Raw genomic sequence first — 14,198 nt, 5'->3', positions numbered from 1 at the left:
CATGGACGGGCCTCTCAGCGGCATCCGCGTGGTCGACCTGACCCAGATCTACAATGGGCCCTATGCCACCTTCCTGATGGCGATGGCCGGGGCCGAGATCATCAAGGTCGAGCCGCCGGGCGGCGAACACACCCGCCGCCGCCAACGCGACGGCGGCGGCGCGCATATCCCCCATGCTATGCTGAATTCCGGCAAGGTCTTCGTCGAACTCGACCTCAAGACCGAGGCGGGAAAGGCGGAGCTGACCGCGCTCATTGAAACCTCCGACGTGCTGGTGGAAAACTTCCGCCCCGGCGTGCTTACCCGGCTAGGATTTTCACGCGAGCGGCTGGCCGAGTTGAACCCCAAGTTGGTCTATGCGGCCAGCTCCGGCTTTGGCACCACCGGCCCCTACCGCGACTATCCGGCGATGGACCTTGCCGTGCAGGCGCTGAGCGGCGTGATGAGCATCACCGGCTTTCCCGACAACCCGCCGGTCAAGGCCGGGCCGGCGATCTGCGACTTCAACGCCGGGGTGCATCTGTATGGTGCCATCGTCACAGCGCTCTTGGAACGCGAACGCACCGGGCGCGCACGGGCGGTCGAGGTGTCGATGTTCGAGGCAATCTATCCTGCGCTCGCGTCGAACCTCGGGCTGATGAGTGGCACCAACAAGGACCGCCCGCCGCGTACCGGCAACCAGCACGGCGGGCTGTCGATCTCGCCCTACAACGTCTATGCCTGCCGCGACGGTTGGTGCGCGATCCTCGCCAACAACGAACACCAGTGGCGCGCGCTGGCGCGGTTCTTTGGCCAGGACTGGGCCATCGACGAACCCCGCTATGCCTCCATGTATGACCGCGTGGCCCGCATCGACGAGGTCGACGCGCTCGTCGCCGGCTGGGCGGCTGGGTTCACCAAGGACGAGCTGTTCCGCGGCCTCGTCGCGGTCGGCGTTCCGGCGGCCCCGGTGCGCGAGCTGTCCGAGGTGATGACCGACCCGCACCTGCACGCGCGCGGCGCGCTGGTGGACATCGACCATCCGATCTACGGGCCCGTGACGCTGCCGACCAGTCCGATGGTCTACGAAGGGATGGACCGTACGATCCGCTGGCCCAGCCGGAAACTGGGCGAGGATCAGGCGGTCCTGGACCAGGTGCGCGCCGCAGCCGCGGAGGCGGAGTGATGACCGCGACTCCAACATCCGCCCCGGTGGGCGAGGCCGACATTCCTGCCGCGACCCGTGTGCGCTATGGCCCGGGCACGCTGTACAGCGCGGTCCCAGCCGAGGTTGAGGCAATGGGTGCTTCGCGCGCCTTCGTCATCACCGGCCGCACACTCGGCGCCCATGCGCAGGTGGGGGAGCTGAAGCTCCGGCTGGGTGACCGCCTCGCGGGGCATTTTGCCGGCATGGGTGAACATTCGCCTCGTTCCACGGTCCTTGCTGCGGCGGCAGCGGCGCGCGAGGCCGGGGCGGACTGCCTGATCGGCATTGGCGGCGGCAGCGCGATCATCGGGACCAAGGGCGTCGCCCTGATCCTCGGAGAAGGCGACGATCTGGACGCGCTGCGCGCCGACTACGACTACCGCACGCAGAAGATCACGGTGCCGTCTCTGACCAACCGCAAGCCGCCGGTGATCGCGGTGCCGACGACGCTGACCTCGGGCGAGTTTTCGTCGGCGATGGGCATCACCGACGACGCGACCGGCGCCAAGGACATCTTCATCGACCCCGGCGTGGTGCCGCGGGTGATCGTGCTGGACCCGGTACTGGCGGCCGAGACACCGGCCCGGCTTTGGGCCTCGACCGGGGTCAAGGCGCTGCAGAACGCCATCGAGCGGTTCTACGCCAAGAACGCCAATCCATTCATCGAGGGCACCTGCCTCGAAGCCATTGCGATTGTGTTCCGCGACCTTGTGCCGTCGCTGGCGGATCCGCAGGACATCGCCGCGCGCGGGCGGCTGCAATTCCTGAACTGGATGACGGCGTTCGGTGCGGGCAAGGGCGGGATAGGCCTTGGCCACGGCATCTGCCACCAGCTGGGCGCGGTCAGCCACATTCCGCATGGCATCAGCGGCGGCATCGTTCTGCCGCACATGATGCGGTTCAACCGGCCCGATACGCTGGCCCGGCAGCGCCGGATCGCCACCGCGATGGGCATCCGCGACGCCGCGTCCGACACCGAGGCGTCGGAACGGGCCGAGGCCAGGGTGCGCGCGCTGGTGGCCGACCTTGGCCTGCCCGCTACGCTGTCTGCCGTGGGGGTGCAGCGGGCGGATCTGCCCAAGGTGGCCGAACTGACGCTAAGGGACCGGACCCTTGCCCCGACGCCGCGCCCGCCGCGCGACGCGGCCCAGGTGCTCGCCCTGCTTGAGGAGATGTATTGACGACCCGCGGTCGCCCGCGGAGGAGGCGGGCGGCGGCGGAAGACGGAACGGGCCGAGAGAAGCCCCCCTACGATAACTGACCCATATACCAGAGGAGGAGAGACAATGCGACTTCAGTCCCTACCCGCCGCCGTGTTCGCCGCGGCGCTGGCGCTTCCTGCCGCTGCGCAGGACGTCGATTTCAGCGGCCAGACCATCGACTTCATCGTGCCCTACGGCCCGGGCGGCGGGTCCAGTACCCACGCCCGCGCCATCGCGCCGCTGCTGGAACAAGAGCTTCCGGGCAATCCGACCATCGTCATTACCAATGTCGAGGGCGGCGGGTCGATCCGTGGGTTGAATCAGTTCACCCAGACCGCCGAACCCGACGGGCTGACCATCGCGGCGCTGGGCACCGGCAGCTACTTTGCCCCGCTGCTGGGCGATGCCACGGTGGAATACCCGCTGTCGGAATTCCGCCCGATCCTCGCCTCGCCCTACGGGCTGGTGGCCTATGGCCGGGCGGATGCGGGGTTCACCGGCGACTCGCTGCAGGACGTGCAACTGCTTCAGGACAACACCTTTGTCCACGTCGGCGACGGCCCGGCCAAGGCCGACATGCCGGTGATGTACTGCTATGACCTGCTCGGCATCGAAGTGCTGGGCGTCTGGGGAACCTCGCGCGGGGAAAGCCGACAGGCGTTCGAACGCGGCGAGAGCCAGGTCAACTACGATAACCTCGCCGGCTGGGAATCAGAGCTCAAGCCGATGATGGACGAAGGCGTTATGGTGCCGATCTTTACCATGGGCTATCTGAACGAGGCCGGAGAACTGGAGCGCGACCCGACACTGCCGGACACGCCGCATTGCATGGAACTCTATGAAATGGTGCATGGCGAGCCGGTGACCGGGGTCCAGCGCGAGGTCTGGGACGCCATGTTCGCGATCCGCATGTCCACCGCCAAGACCATCGTGCTGCCGCCCGGCACGCCGGACGACATCTTCGCCACCTACCAGGCCGCGATGCAGCGCGTGGTGAACCGGCCCGAGATGGCGGACCCGACCCTGCAACTCGAACTGGGCGGCTATCCGCAGGCGGTGGGCGAGGCGGCAATACGCGGCCACCGGCAGGCGTCCGTAATCTCCGACGAGGCCCAGGCGGAATTGCTGCGCTGGCTGGCCGACACCTGGTCGGTGACCTACTGACGCGACGACAGGGTGGTGCCATCAGGTGCCGCCCTCAACCTGAGGCCCGGCAGGGGCGGAGAAAGAAGTGATCGAAATGTTCGATGTCCTCGGCACAACGGCGCTGCCGGCTTTTGTGGAGTTGTTCCAGATCCAGCACCTGCTGCACCTGTTGTTCGGCGTGGTCCTGGGGCTGAGCGTGGGCCTCTTGCCCGGGCTCGGCGGGCTGACGGCGATGGCCCTGGTGCTGCCGTTCATCTACGGCATGGACCAGACCTCGGCGCTGGCCATGATTATCGGCATGACATCGGTCACCAATACGTCGGATACCTTCCCATCGGTGTTGATGGGGATTCCTGGCAGTTCCTCGTCGCAGGCGACGGTGGTGGACGGCTACCCCCTGGCCCGCAAGGGGCAGGGCGCGCGCGCGCTGTCGGCGGCATTCATGGCGTCGATGGTGGGCGGCGTGTTCGGCGCGTTCGTGCTGACCTTTGCGGTGTTCTTCGCCAAGCCGATCCTCTTGATGATCGGGTTCGGCGAACAGCTGTTGCTGGTCATCCTGGCGCTCATCCTGGTCGGCATGCTGACCGGCCCAAGCGTCATCAAGGGACTGGCCGGATGCGGCTTTGGCATCCTCGTCGGCTGCGTCGGCGCGGCGACGGCAACCGCCGAATACCGCATGACCTATGGCAGCCTCTACTTGTCGGACGGGATCCCGCTGGTGGTGCTGGCGCTGGGCCTGTTCGCGATCCCCGAAATCCTCGAGGTGCTGCGCACTCGCGAACGCATCGCCGAGGAGCAGCTTCTGGGAAAGGGCTGGCTTCAGGGATTGAAGGATACCTGGATCCACAAATGGATCGTACTGCGCTGTTCGGCCATCGGCACGATCATCGGCGCGCTGCCCGGGATCGGCGGCAGCGTCATCGACTGGGTTGCCTATGGCCACGTCGTGCAGACCAGCAAGGACAAGTCGCAATTCGGCAAGGGCGACATCCGCGGCGTGATCGCGCCCGAATCCGCTAACAACGCCAAGGAGGGCGGCGCGCTGATCCCGACCCTGCTGTTCGGCATCCCGGGGTCGGGGACGATGGCGCTGGTTCTGGCGGCCTTTACCCTCATCGGCATTACTCCGGGCCGCCAGATGGTGCAGGAAAACCTTTCGCTCACCTTCACCATCATCTGGTCGATCGCCGTCGCCAACATCTTCGGCGCCGGGATCGCCTTTGCGCTGGCCTCGCCGATCTCGCGGCTGACGGCGGTGCGCTACCGGCTGCTTGCGCCGTTCCTGCTGAGCGTCGTGTTTTTCGCCGCCTACCAGGCGACGCAAAGCTGGGGCGACCTTCTGACGATGATGGCCGTCGGCGGCATCGCGATCTTTCTCAAGCGGTTTGGCTGGTCGCGCCCGGCCTTCCTGATCGGCTTTGTGCTGTCCTCGGGGCTGGAGGCGGCGTTCTACCGAACCGCTCAGATCTACGGATTCAGCTTTCTCTACCGGCCGGTGTCGATTGTGCTGTTCCTGCTGGTCGCAGTGACGGGCTATATGGCTTGGCGCAGCAAGACGCGGGTCAGCGACCAGGTCGGCGACATGGAGGGCAAGACGCCGCGCAGGCTGCCGCAGGTGGCCTTTGCGACCGTGCTCCTGCTGGTGCCGCTCGCTGTGATCCTGGATACCTGGGATCTGCGCTTCCTCGGCCGGGTGTTCCCGCTGACCGTCGCCGTCATCACGCTGATGTTCATCTCGGTGGGGATATACAGGCTGGCGCGCGCGCCGGACGGGGCCTCAATCCTGTTTGATGGCGACCTCGGGCTCGATACCTCCGGCAGCGACCTAACGCTGTGGCACGGGGCGGGCATCATCGCGGGCTTTGCAGGGCTAATCGCCGTGCTGGGCTTTGCGGTGGGCTCGCCGGTGTTCGTCGGGCTGTTCCTGCTGGGGGTCGCCCGGGTGCGCTGGCCCTGGGCGATCTTCGGTGCGGCGGCGATGGCGGCGTTTCTCTACCTGCTGACCTCGGTCCTGAACGTGGCGCTGGTCGCGCCGCTGATCGACTGGGGCTTCTGAGGCCAGAGAGGGATTTGGAAATGGCGACACCAGGCAAGGCGGTCGAAGGCAAGGTGGTCCTCGTCACCGGGGCGGGCCGCGGCATCGGTCGCGCCATCGCCATGGCAATGGCGGCCGAAGGCGCGCGCGTCGTGGTCAACGACCTCGGCGTCGGCGTGGACGGCGCGGGGGGCGAGGCGGGGCCGGCGGAACAGACAGCCGACGACATTCGGGCGGCGGGCGGCGCTGCGGTGGCCAACACCGACAGCGTCGCGGACTGGGACGGCGCGCACCGCATGGTCGCGCAGGCACTGGACAACTTTGGCCGGATCGACGCGGTGGTGAACAACGCGGCGATCCTGCGCGACGCGATATTCCACAAGATGACGCGCGAGGACTGGGATCTTTCCCTGTCAGTGATCCTTTCCGGCAGCTTCTACGTCTCGCGCGCGGCGGCGCCGCACTTCCGGGCGCAAGAAGCCGGCGCCTATGTCCACGTCGCCTCGACCTCGGGCCTGATCGGCGGCATGGGACAGGCGAACTACGGCGCGGCCAAGCTGGGCCTGCAGGGCCTGTCCAAGGCCATTGCGATCGACATGGCACGGTTCAACGTGCGGTCGAACATCGTGGCCCCCACGGCCTTTACCCGGATGACGGAATCGATCCCGACCCAGACGTCGGAACAACGCGCCCGCGCCGCCGCGCGTCGGACCATCCCGGCCGAACGCAACGCGCCGATTGTCGTCTATCTGGCCAGCGACTTGGCGGCCCATGTCTCGGGCCAGATCTTCTACACCCGCGACAACGAGCTGGTCCTGTTCAGCCAGCCCCGCCCGGTCCGGCAGGCGCATACCGCCGAGGGCTGGACCCCGCAGACCATCGCCGACCACGTCATGCCGGTATTTGCGCCGAATTTCGTGCCGCTGGACCGGACCCGCGATGTATTCAAGGGCTATCTGCCGTGACACCCGATGCGCCCGACCTCGGCCGGCTGATCTCGCCGCGGGGGATCGCAGTGGTGGGCGCCTCGGACAACGCGCGGTCGGTCGGCGGGCAGCCGATGATCTACCTCACCAGCTATGGCTACGCCGGCACGGTGCATCCTGTGAACCCGACGCGAGTCCGGGTAATGGGCCTGCCCTGCGTGCCGTCGGTCCGCGACGTCCCCGACCCCTGCGACGTGGCACTGGTCGCGGTCGCCGCACACCGGGTCGCCGACGTCATCCGCGACTGCGGTGCGCGCGGCATCCCCTTTGCGGTGATCCTGTCCTCGGGCTTTCGCGAGGCGGGGCCGGACGGTCAGTTGCTGGAGGCTAACTTGGCGAGCGTTGCGCGTGCGGCCGGCGTACGGCTCGTCGGTCCGAACTGCATGGGCGTCCTTAACATCCCCGAGCACATCCACTGCGGCTTTGGCCAGGGGTTTCGGGTCCGCGACTACATCCCCGGACCGGTGGCGATGGCGACGCAAAGCGGCGGCTACGGCTTCACCCTGCTGCGCAATGCCAGCCGCGAGAAGCTGGGGTTCAACCATGTCGTGTCGGTCGGCAACAGCATCGATCTGGACGCGCTGGATTTCGTCGGCCACTTCCTCGAACGCGACGACGTGCGGATCGTCACCGCGTTCCTAGAAGGCGTCCGCGACGGCCGCCGCCTCCTGACGCTCGGCCGCCGCGCGCTGGCGCTGGGCAAGCCGATCCTGGTGTGGAAGGTCGGCAACACCCCAGCCGGCCGCACCGCCGCCGCATCCCACACGGCGAGCCTGACCAGCAGCTACGACCTGTTCCGTGCGGCGTTCCGCGAAGGCGGCATCATCGAGTTGCGCGATTACGAGGATCTCGTGGACGTGGCGCGCGGCTTCCTTGGCGGGCGGCTGCCTCGCGGTCCCCGCGTCGGGTTAGTCAGCGGGTCGGGCGGGGCCGGGGTGATCGCCGCCGACCGGTTCTCCGAAGCCGGGCTGACCCTGCCGGCCTGGTCCGACGCGACCCGCGCGGCACTGCGCGACGGGCTCGGCCCATTCTCGGGCACCGGCAACCCGATCGACCTGTCGGGCGAGGGCAGCCGCGACGGGCGCAGCCTGTCCAACATCGCGACGGACATCGTGCTGGCCGACGACGGCGTGGATATGGTCATGGTCCGATCCGGTCAAACCTCCGGGTCGGCCGCGGCCGCCCGCGCGCTCGCCGCAATCCGCGATGCGGCGGATAAGCCGGTGCTGGTGGCGACGGTGGCCGAGGATCATGCCGAGGGCAAAGCGGCGCTGGATGCCGCAGGCGTGCCCTGGTTCCTGACGGTCGGCCGTGCCGCGACAGCGGCGCGGGCGCTCGCCACCTTTGCCGCCGCCCAAGCCGCGCCGCCTGGCGACCCCAGCCCCCGCCCACTGCCCCGTCCCGCGCTGGAATTGCCCGACCGGGGCGGGTTTCTGAGCGAGGGGGACTCCCGCCCGGTACTGGCGGCATACGGCATCCCGCAAGTCCGCACGTTGCATGTCGCGGGCGCAGTGCCGGCGAATCACGGCCTGTGCTATCCGCTGGCGGTCAAGGCGAACTGTGCCGGCCTGCCGCACAAGACCGAGGCCGGGGCCGTGCGGCTGAACCTCCCTGACTTGGCTTCGGTGAGGGCCGCCGCGCGTGAGGTGACCGGAGCCGCGTGCACCGCCAGCCCCGACACGCCGCCCGACGGCGTGCTGCTGCAAGAGATGACCCGCGGCACCGAACTGATCCTCGGCGCGATGGACGACGCCTGTTTCGGCCCTATCGTCATGGTCGGCTTGGGCGGGGTTTTCGCGGAACTGCTGCGCGACACCGCCTACGGCTTTGCCCCCGTCTCGGCCGCGACCGCCCGCGCGATGATCGACAGCCTGCGCGGCAAGCCGCTGCTCGACGGCTGGCGTGGGGCCGCGCCCGCCGACCGCGACTCCGTGGCCGATGCGCTGGTGCGGCTGTCCTGGCTGATCGCCGACCACCGCGATCGGATCGCCGTCATCGACATCAACCCGCTGTTCGTCGAGGGCGACACCGTGCTGGCCGCCGATGCAGTGATCACGCTAAAGGACCTGGGCTGATGCCGCTCGACCCCGACAGGCTCGCCGCCTACCGCATTCCGGTCACCACGATGGAGTGGACCGAGCGCGACACCATGCTTTACGCGCTGGGCGTGGGCCTGGGCGCCGACCCTCTGGACACGTGTCAGTTGCGCTTCGTCTGGGAGGAAGGGCTGCTGGCCCTGCCGACGATGGCTGCTATCCTCGCAGCGCCCCATGCCTGGATACGCCACGCCGATGTCGGATCCTCGGGCCGCAGCGTCCACGCCGGCATCCGGCTCGCCCTGCACGCACCGATCCCCGTGGCGGGGCGGGTGCGGTCCGACAACACCGTGGCCGAGGTCATCGACAAGGGCCCAGGCAAGGCCGCACTTGTGACGACCCGGCGCGAGATCGTGTCGGACCCGGACGGCCGCTCGCTCTGCACGATCCTGTCTACGAGCATGCAGCGCGGCGACGGCGGCTTTGGCGGATCGCCAACCCCGGCCGAACCGCCGCGCCCGATGCCCGATCGCGCCCCGGACGAAGTCATGGACATCCACGTCCTGCCGCAAGCCGGACTGATCTACCGGCTTTCCGGCGATCGTAACCCGCTGCACGTCGATCCCATGACCGCGCGGCGCCACGGGTTTCCCCGGCCTATCCTGCATGGCCTCGCCACCTTCGGCAGGGCCGGCCACGCAGTGATGGCCCGGCTCTGCAGCTATGACCCCACGCGGCTGCGTGCCATCGCGGCGCGGTTTTCGCAGCCCGTCTACCCGGGGGACACCCTGCGCATCGGGCTGTGGCGTGAAACCCGCGGGCCGCACCGGTTCCGCGCCTGGGTGCCGGCGCGGGACGACGTGGTGGTGCTGGACGGTGGCGAGGCGGAGGTGATGGATGGCTGACGGACGCAGCGCGGCGCTGGCCGCATGGATCTCCGGGGCCGCCGACCGGCCGCTACCGGACGAGGTCCGCGCCGCGGCGCGCGAGGCGTTGATCGACCACATCGGCGTCGCCGTGGGTGCCGCGAACGAAGGCGTGACGCTGGTCGCCCGGCGCATGGCTCAACGCTGGGCAATGCCCGGCAGGGCGCGCATCTACACCGGCGGCCTCACCGGCGCCCCGCTCGCGGCACTGGTCAACGGCACGATGGCCCATGCCACCGACTTCGACGACACCCACGAAAACGGATCGGGCCATATCTCGGCGCCGGTGCTGTCGGCGGCACTGGCGCTGGCACTGGACCAGGGGCAGGAGGGCGACCGCGCGGTGGCGGGCTTCGTCGCGGGATTCGAGGTGATGGCCCGTCTTGGTGGTGGCTTCATCGACGGTGTGGGCCGCAACTTGCAGGCGCGCGGGTTCCATCCTACGGGCATCCACGGCGTCGTCGGCGCGGCGGCGGCGGCCTCTGTCCTGCGCGGCTTCGACGCCGCTGCCACCGCCAGCGCGCTCGGTGCCGCCGCCACTACCGCTTCGGGGCTCGTCGCGTCCTTCGGCACCCATGCCAAGCCGTTTCATGCCGGCCATGCCGCGATGAACGGGCTGATGGCTGCGGATCTCGCCGCCGACGGCTTTGCCGCCGCGACCGATCTGCTGGACCTCGACCGGGGCCTGCTGCCCGCGATGATCCAGGACGGAAAGGTCACGGTGCCGCCGCTCGACCTCGACCGCTGGCTGATCCTGCGCAACGGCTACAAGCCCTTTGCCTGCTGCCGCGCGACCCATGCGTCGGCGCAGGCGGGCCACAGGATCGGACCGCGCCTCGCCGGCCGCAGGATCACCCGCGTGACCACCCGCGTCCACCGCAGCGCTCCTTTCACCGCCGGGCGGATGGACCCGCAGACCCCGCTCGAGGCCAAATTCAGCGTCGCCTTCTGCCTGTCGGCGGCAATCTGCGGGTATCAGCTGGAGGACACCGATTTCGCCGAACCGATGCTGCGCGACACCCGCGTCCGGGCGATCCTGCCGGTGGTAGAGCTGCACCCGCAGCCCGACCAGCCGCAGTCGCAGGCGCGGATCGATGTCTGGCTGGAGGACGGCACGCAGCTGACCGAGGAGACGACGCTGTTCCTCGGCCACCCCGACAACCCGATGGGCCGCGACCGCATCGCGGGCAAATTCCTGTCGCTGGTGACGCCGGTCCTGGGCGAGGGCCGGACGACCCGCCTGCTTGCGGCGCTGGACCGATTCGAAAGCCCCGGCGCGCTGGGCGAAATGGCGGACCTGCTCGCAGGCCGGGCGGCATGACCGACGACGCGGACGACCTGCTGGCACTGATGACGAACAGCGCGGCCCGCTTTGCCGGGGCGTCGACCGACCGGGCGCGCGCCTTGCGCGGTAGGCTGCCGGGGTTCGACCAGGGCGTCTGGGACGCGATGACGGCACAGGGCTGGACCGGTGTGATGGTGCCAGAGGACGCGGGCGGGCAGGGCCTGACCCTCGCCGCCGCCTGCGCTTTGCTGGACCCGCTGGCCCGGGCGCTCCTCCCCGAACCGCTCGCTGCCGTGGCGGTCGAAGCGGCGGTGCTGGCCGGGGCCGTGGACGCGATCGAGGTGCTGCAGGGCATCGCTGCGGGCCGGGTCACGGTGGTCGCTGCGGGGGGAACGCTGGCGGTCGCGGCGGGGCGATTGTCGGGGCGGGTGAATCATGTACCAGTTGGCCCGGGGGCCGACCTGTTCCTTGTTGCGGCCCCCTACGGCCAGATCGCCGCCCTGCCGCCCGGCACGCCGGGCCTGACGGTGACGCCAGAACCCCGCGCCGACGGAACCTATGCCGCGCGGCTGGATCTGGACGCCGTTCCGATCGGCATGGCTCTAGCCGAAGGTGCCACCGGCCGGTCCGCCCTGCGCCGCGCCCGCGCTGCCGCCGTCATCGCCACCTCGGCCGAATTGTTCGCCTGCATGGACCGGGCGCTGGAGATCACGCTCGACTACATGCGTCTGCGCGAACAGTTCGGCCGGCCGATAGGCGCGTTCCAGGCGCTCCAGCACCGCGCTGTGGACCTCTACATCCAGAAGGAACTGGCGCGCGCCGTGCGGGACGAGGCAGTCGCCGCCTTTGACGCAGGGGCTGACCCTGACTGGCTGGACCTTGTGGCGTCGCGCGCGAAGGCCCGCGCGGGCCATGCGGCGGCGTTGATCGGCCGCGAGGCCATCAAGCTGCACGGCGCCATCGGCGTGACCGATGCCCATGACGCCGGTCTCTACTTGCGGCGCATCCTGTCGCTGGCTGCCTTGCACGGCAACGCCGACCACCACCGCATCCGCTGCGACGCGCTTAGCCCGACTCTGACCGAAGCTAAGGACACCAACCTCCCGCCGCCTCCGCCCGAATTTCTGGCCAACAGCAACGCCGACATCGACTGGAACGCTTGGCCGGAGCCGGTATTTCGCGCCGGCATCCGGGCCTGTTTCGACCGGTACTACCCCGACCACTTACGCCACAAGGGCCGGCGCGGGACACCAGCAGAGCTGCGCGACTGGCTGGCGCTGATGGTCGCCAAGGGCTGGATGGCCCCGGCCTGGCCGCGCGACCGGGGCGGCATGGGCCTGTCGCCGGCACGGCAACTGATCTTCATCGAGGAACGCGAACGCGCCGGGATCATGCGCCACCCCGATCAGGGTACGGTGATGCTGGGGCCGATGCTGATGCGGCATGGCACGGCCGCGCAGCAGGACCACTGGCTGCCCCGCATCCTGTCGAACAAAACGATCTGGTGCCAGGGTTATTCCGAGCCGCAGGCGGGGTCGGATCTGGCCAGCCTGCGCACCCGTGCGGTGGCGAGGGACGGCGGCTGGACCCTCGACGGGTCGAAGATTTGGACCACAATGGCGCACCACGCGACCCACATGTTCCTGCTGGCGCGCACCGACCTGCAGGCGAAAAAGCAGGCGGGGCTCAGTTTCTTCCTCCTCGACCTCGCAACGCCCGGCGTCACGATCCGGCCGATCCGCAACATCGCCGGCCACGAGGAGTTCTGCGAGGTGTTCTTCGACGCCGTCGCGATCCCGGCCGAAAATCTTGTCGGGCCGCTGCACGGTGGTTGGACCGTGGCCAAGTCGGTACTCGGGTTCGAGCGACTGAACAACGGCAGCCCGCGCCGGGTCGAGGGGCCACTGAAGCTGGTGACCGAACTGGCTCAGGCGACGGGGTTGGACGCCGACCCGGTGTTCCTATCGCGGCTGGCGGCGGTGACGCTGGACGTGGCTGACCTGAAATCCGCCTATGCCCGCTTTGCCGGGCAGGTCGCCGCCGGCGAGTCGCCGGGGCCCGAGGTGTCGCTGCTCAAGGTCTGGGCCGGCGAATGCGCGCAGCGGCTGACCGAATTCCTGATCGAGGCGGCGGGCGAGGCCGGTGGCGTCGCCGGGCGGCAGGACTTCAGCGGGGTGCAGCTCGACGTTCTGGCGCCGTTCTACGCTATGTTTCCCGCGCAGATTGCGTCGGGCACCAACGATATCCAGCGGAACATCCTCGCCACCCGGGTGCTGGGCCTGCCGCGCAGCTAGTCCTCGCGCCGGGGGCCGAAGACCGCGACTTCCAGCCGTTCGACGGCAGGCAGGAACCGCAAGCGGACCTGCAGGTCGAGGATCGTCTTGGCAAAAGCGTTCACCATGATTGCGCGGGTAACGTGGAATCCTAGGATCAGCGCGGAATTGAGGTGCAGCACCTGCGCCGTCACCGACATCTCGGCGATGCCCCCGGCCGATGAGGCGAGTGCAGCGGTGGCGAGGTCAAGCCCGGTTGCCGCCGACAGGATCGCCGCCACGCCGAACAGCGCCGCCGTGACCAGCAGGGTAAACACGACGCCCAGCAGGAACAGCCGCGGCATGCGCAGCACGATGTCGCGCCGGAACCGCGCGCCGACCGCGACGCCCAGCAGGTATTGCCCGCCGATGAACAGCCCGTGCGGCAGGTGCCCGCCGATCATGTCGAACGACGACAGCGCCGCCGCCGCGACCAGCGCGCCTAGCATCCAGGGGTTCGCAGCCCCAAGCCAGCGCATCGCCATGACCCCCAGAAGCGCCGCGAGGAACAGCGGCAGCAGGAAGGGCAAGGGAACCGACGGGGCGGTGACGATGGTCGCAAAGGTGCCGTGGATGTCCAACGCGATGATCGTCGGCGGCAGCACCAGTACGACGAGGCCCAGCCGCACTGTCTGGGCTACGGCAATGGGCTCGGACCGCGCGCCGGCGGCGGCGCCGATGTTCGCCATCTCGGATAGCCCGCCCGGCATCATCGCGAAGAACGCGGTGTTGCGGTCGAGCCGGCCGAAATGCGCGTAAAACACGCTGAAAAATCCGGTGACGCAGGCGGCGGTTAGCGCGATCACCACCATCACCGGAACCCACAGAACGATCTGCGCCAACAACGCGCCGGTGATGTTCAGCCCCAGCGCGGCACCGATCACCAACTGCCCTAGTCGCCGCATCCGCGTCGTCGCCAGCACTGGGCGGCCCGACACCGAGAAAAGCGCCGTCGCGATCAGCGGCCCAAGGATCCAGGCCAGCGGCACATCGGCCACCTCGAACGCGACGCCGGTCGCCGCCGCCACCGCCAGAGCCAGCCCGCGCTGCAGCCAGAGGAACAGGCGCGACACCGCCGCCTCCG

The 14,198-nt window shown here is 69.1% G+C and carries 10 protein-coding genes; 9 read left to right on the top strand and 1 reads right to left on the bottom strand.

All coding sequences use genetic code 11. From position 1 onward, the window contains the following. The first annotated feature begins 1 nt into the window (after position 1). The 9 genes from EF888_RS14735 (at position 2) to EF888_RS14695 (ending at position 13,096) form a co-directional block, all read left to right on the top strand. Complete coding sequence (locus EF888_RS14735; RefSeq protein WP_109760694.1) at positions 2 to 1,165, top strand: CaiB/BaiF CoA transferase family protein; 1,164 nt, start codon at positions 2 to 4, stop codon at positions 1,163 to 1,165. Then, the gene (locus tag EF888_RS14730; RefSeq protein WP_109760695.1) at positions 1,165 to 2,367 is read left to right on the top strand and encodes an iron-containing alcohol dehydrogenase; all 1,203 of its coding nucleotides are present in this window, start codon (positions 1,165 to 1,167) and stop codon (positions 2,365 to 2,367) included. Before EF888_RS14735 ends, EF888_RS14730 begins: the two co-directional genes overlap by 1 nt. A gap of 105 nt (positions 2,368 to 2,472) precedes the next feature. Then, a complete protein-coding gene (locus EF888_RS14725; RefSeq protein ID WP_109760696.1) occupies positions 2,473 to 3,552 on the top strand; it encodes a type 2 periplasmic-binding domain-containing protein in 1,080 nt (359 codons plus the stop codon). Positions 3,553 to 3,628: 76 nt separating this feature from the next. After that, the gene (locus EF888_RS14720) at positions 3,629 to 5,590 is read left to right on the top strand and encodes a tripartite tricarboxylate transporter permease (RefSeq protein ID WP_109760799.1); all 1,962 of its coding nucleotides are present in this window, start codon (positions 3,629 to 3,631) and stop codon (positions 5,588 to 5,590) included. Between the two features lie 20 nt (positions 5,591 to 5,610). Further along, positions 5,611 to 6,534 (top strand): SDR family oxidoreductase, encoded by a 924-nt coding sequence (locus EF888_RS14715; protein ID WP_109760697.1) that lies wholly within the window; start codon positions 5,611 to 5,613, stop codon positions 6,532 to 6,534. Then, positions 6,531 to 8,630, top strand: a complete 2,100-nt coding sequence (locus EF888_RS14710) for an acetate--CoA ligase family protein (protein WP_109760698.1) — start codon at positions 6,531 to 6,533, stop codon at positions 8,628 to 8,630. The genes EF888_RS14715 and EF888_RS14710 overlap by 4 nt, the downstream gene beginning before the upstream one ends. Beyond that, on the top strand, positions 8,630 to 9,496 hold the full coding sequence (locus EF888_RS14705; RefSeq protein WP_109760699.1) for a MaoC/PaaZ C-terminal domain-containing protein: 867 nt from the start codon (positions 8,630 to 8,632) through the stop codon (positions 9,494 to 9,496). Before EF888_RS14710 ends, EF888_RS14705 begins: the two co-directional genes overlap by 1 nt. Continuing rightward, positions 9,489 to 10,838 (top strand): MmgE/PrpD family protein, encoded by a 1,350-nt coding sequence (locus EF888_RS14700; protein WP_109760700.1) that lies wholly within the window; start codon positions 9,489 to 9,491, stop codon positions 10,836 to 10,838. The genes EF888_RS14705 and EF888_RS14700 overlap by 8 nt, the downstream gene beginning before the upstream one ends. Next, entirely contained in the window at positions 10,835 to 13,096 is a 2,262-nt protein-coding gene (locus EF888_RS14695; RefSeq protein ID WP_109760701.1) for an acyl-CoA dehydrogenase family protein, read from the top strand. Before EF888_RS14700 ends, EF888_RS14695 begins: the two co-directional genes overlap by 4 nt. Here the strand turns inward: EF888_RS14695 and EF888_RS14690 are convergent. Continuing rightward, positions 13,093 to 14,187, bottom strand: coding sequence for an AbrB family transcriptional regulator (locus EF888_RS14690; RefSeq protein ID WP_109760702.1), 1,095 nt, complete (start codon positions 14,185 to 14,187; stop codon positions 13,093 to 13,095). The genes EF888_RS14695 and EF888_RS14690 overlap by 4 nt on opposite strands. Positions 14,188 to 14,198: the final 11 nt, after the last annotated feature.

Source organism: Silicimonas algicola (genome assembly GCF_003970735.1).
In the GTDB taxonomy this organism is placed as follows: domain Bacteria; phylum Pseudomonadota; class Alphaproteobacteria; order Rhodobacterales; family Rhodobacteraceae; genus Silicimonas; species Silicimonas algicola.
This window is presented reverse-complemented; position numbering and strand designations above follow the sequence as displayed.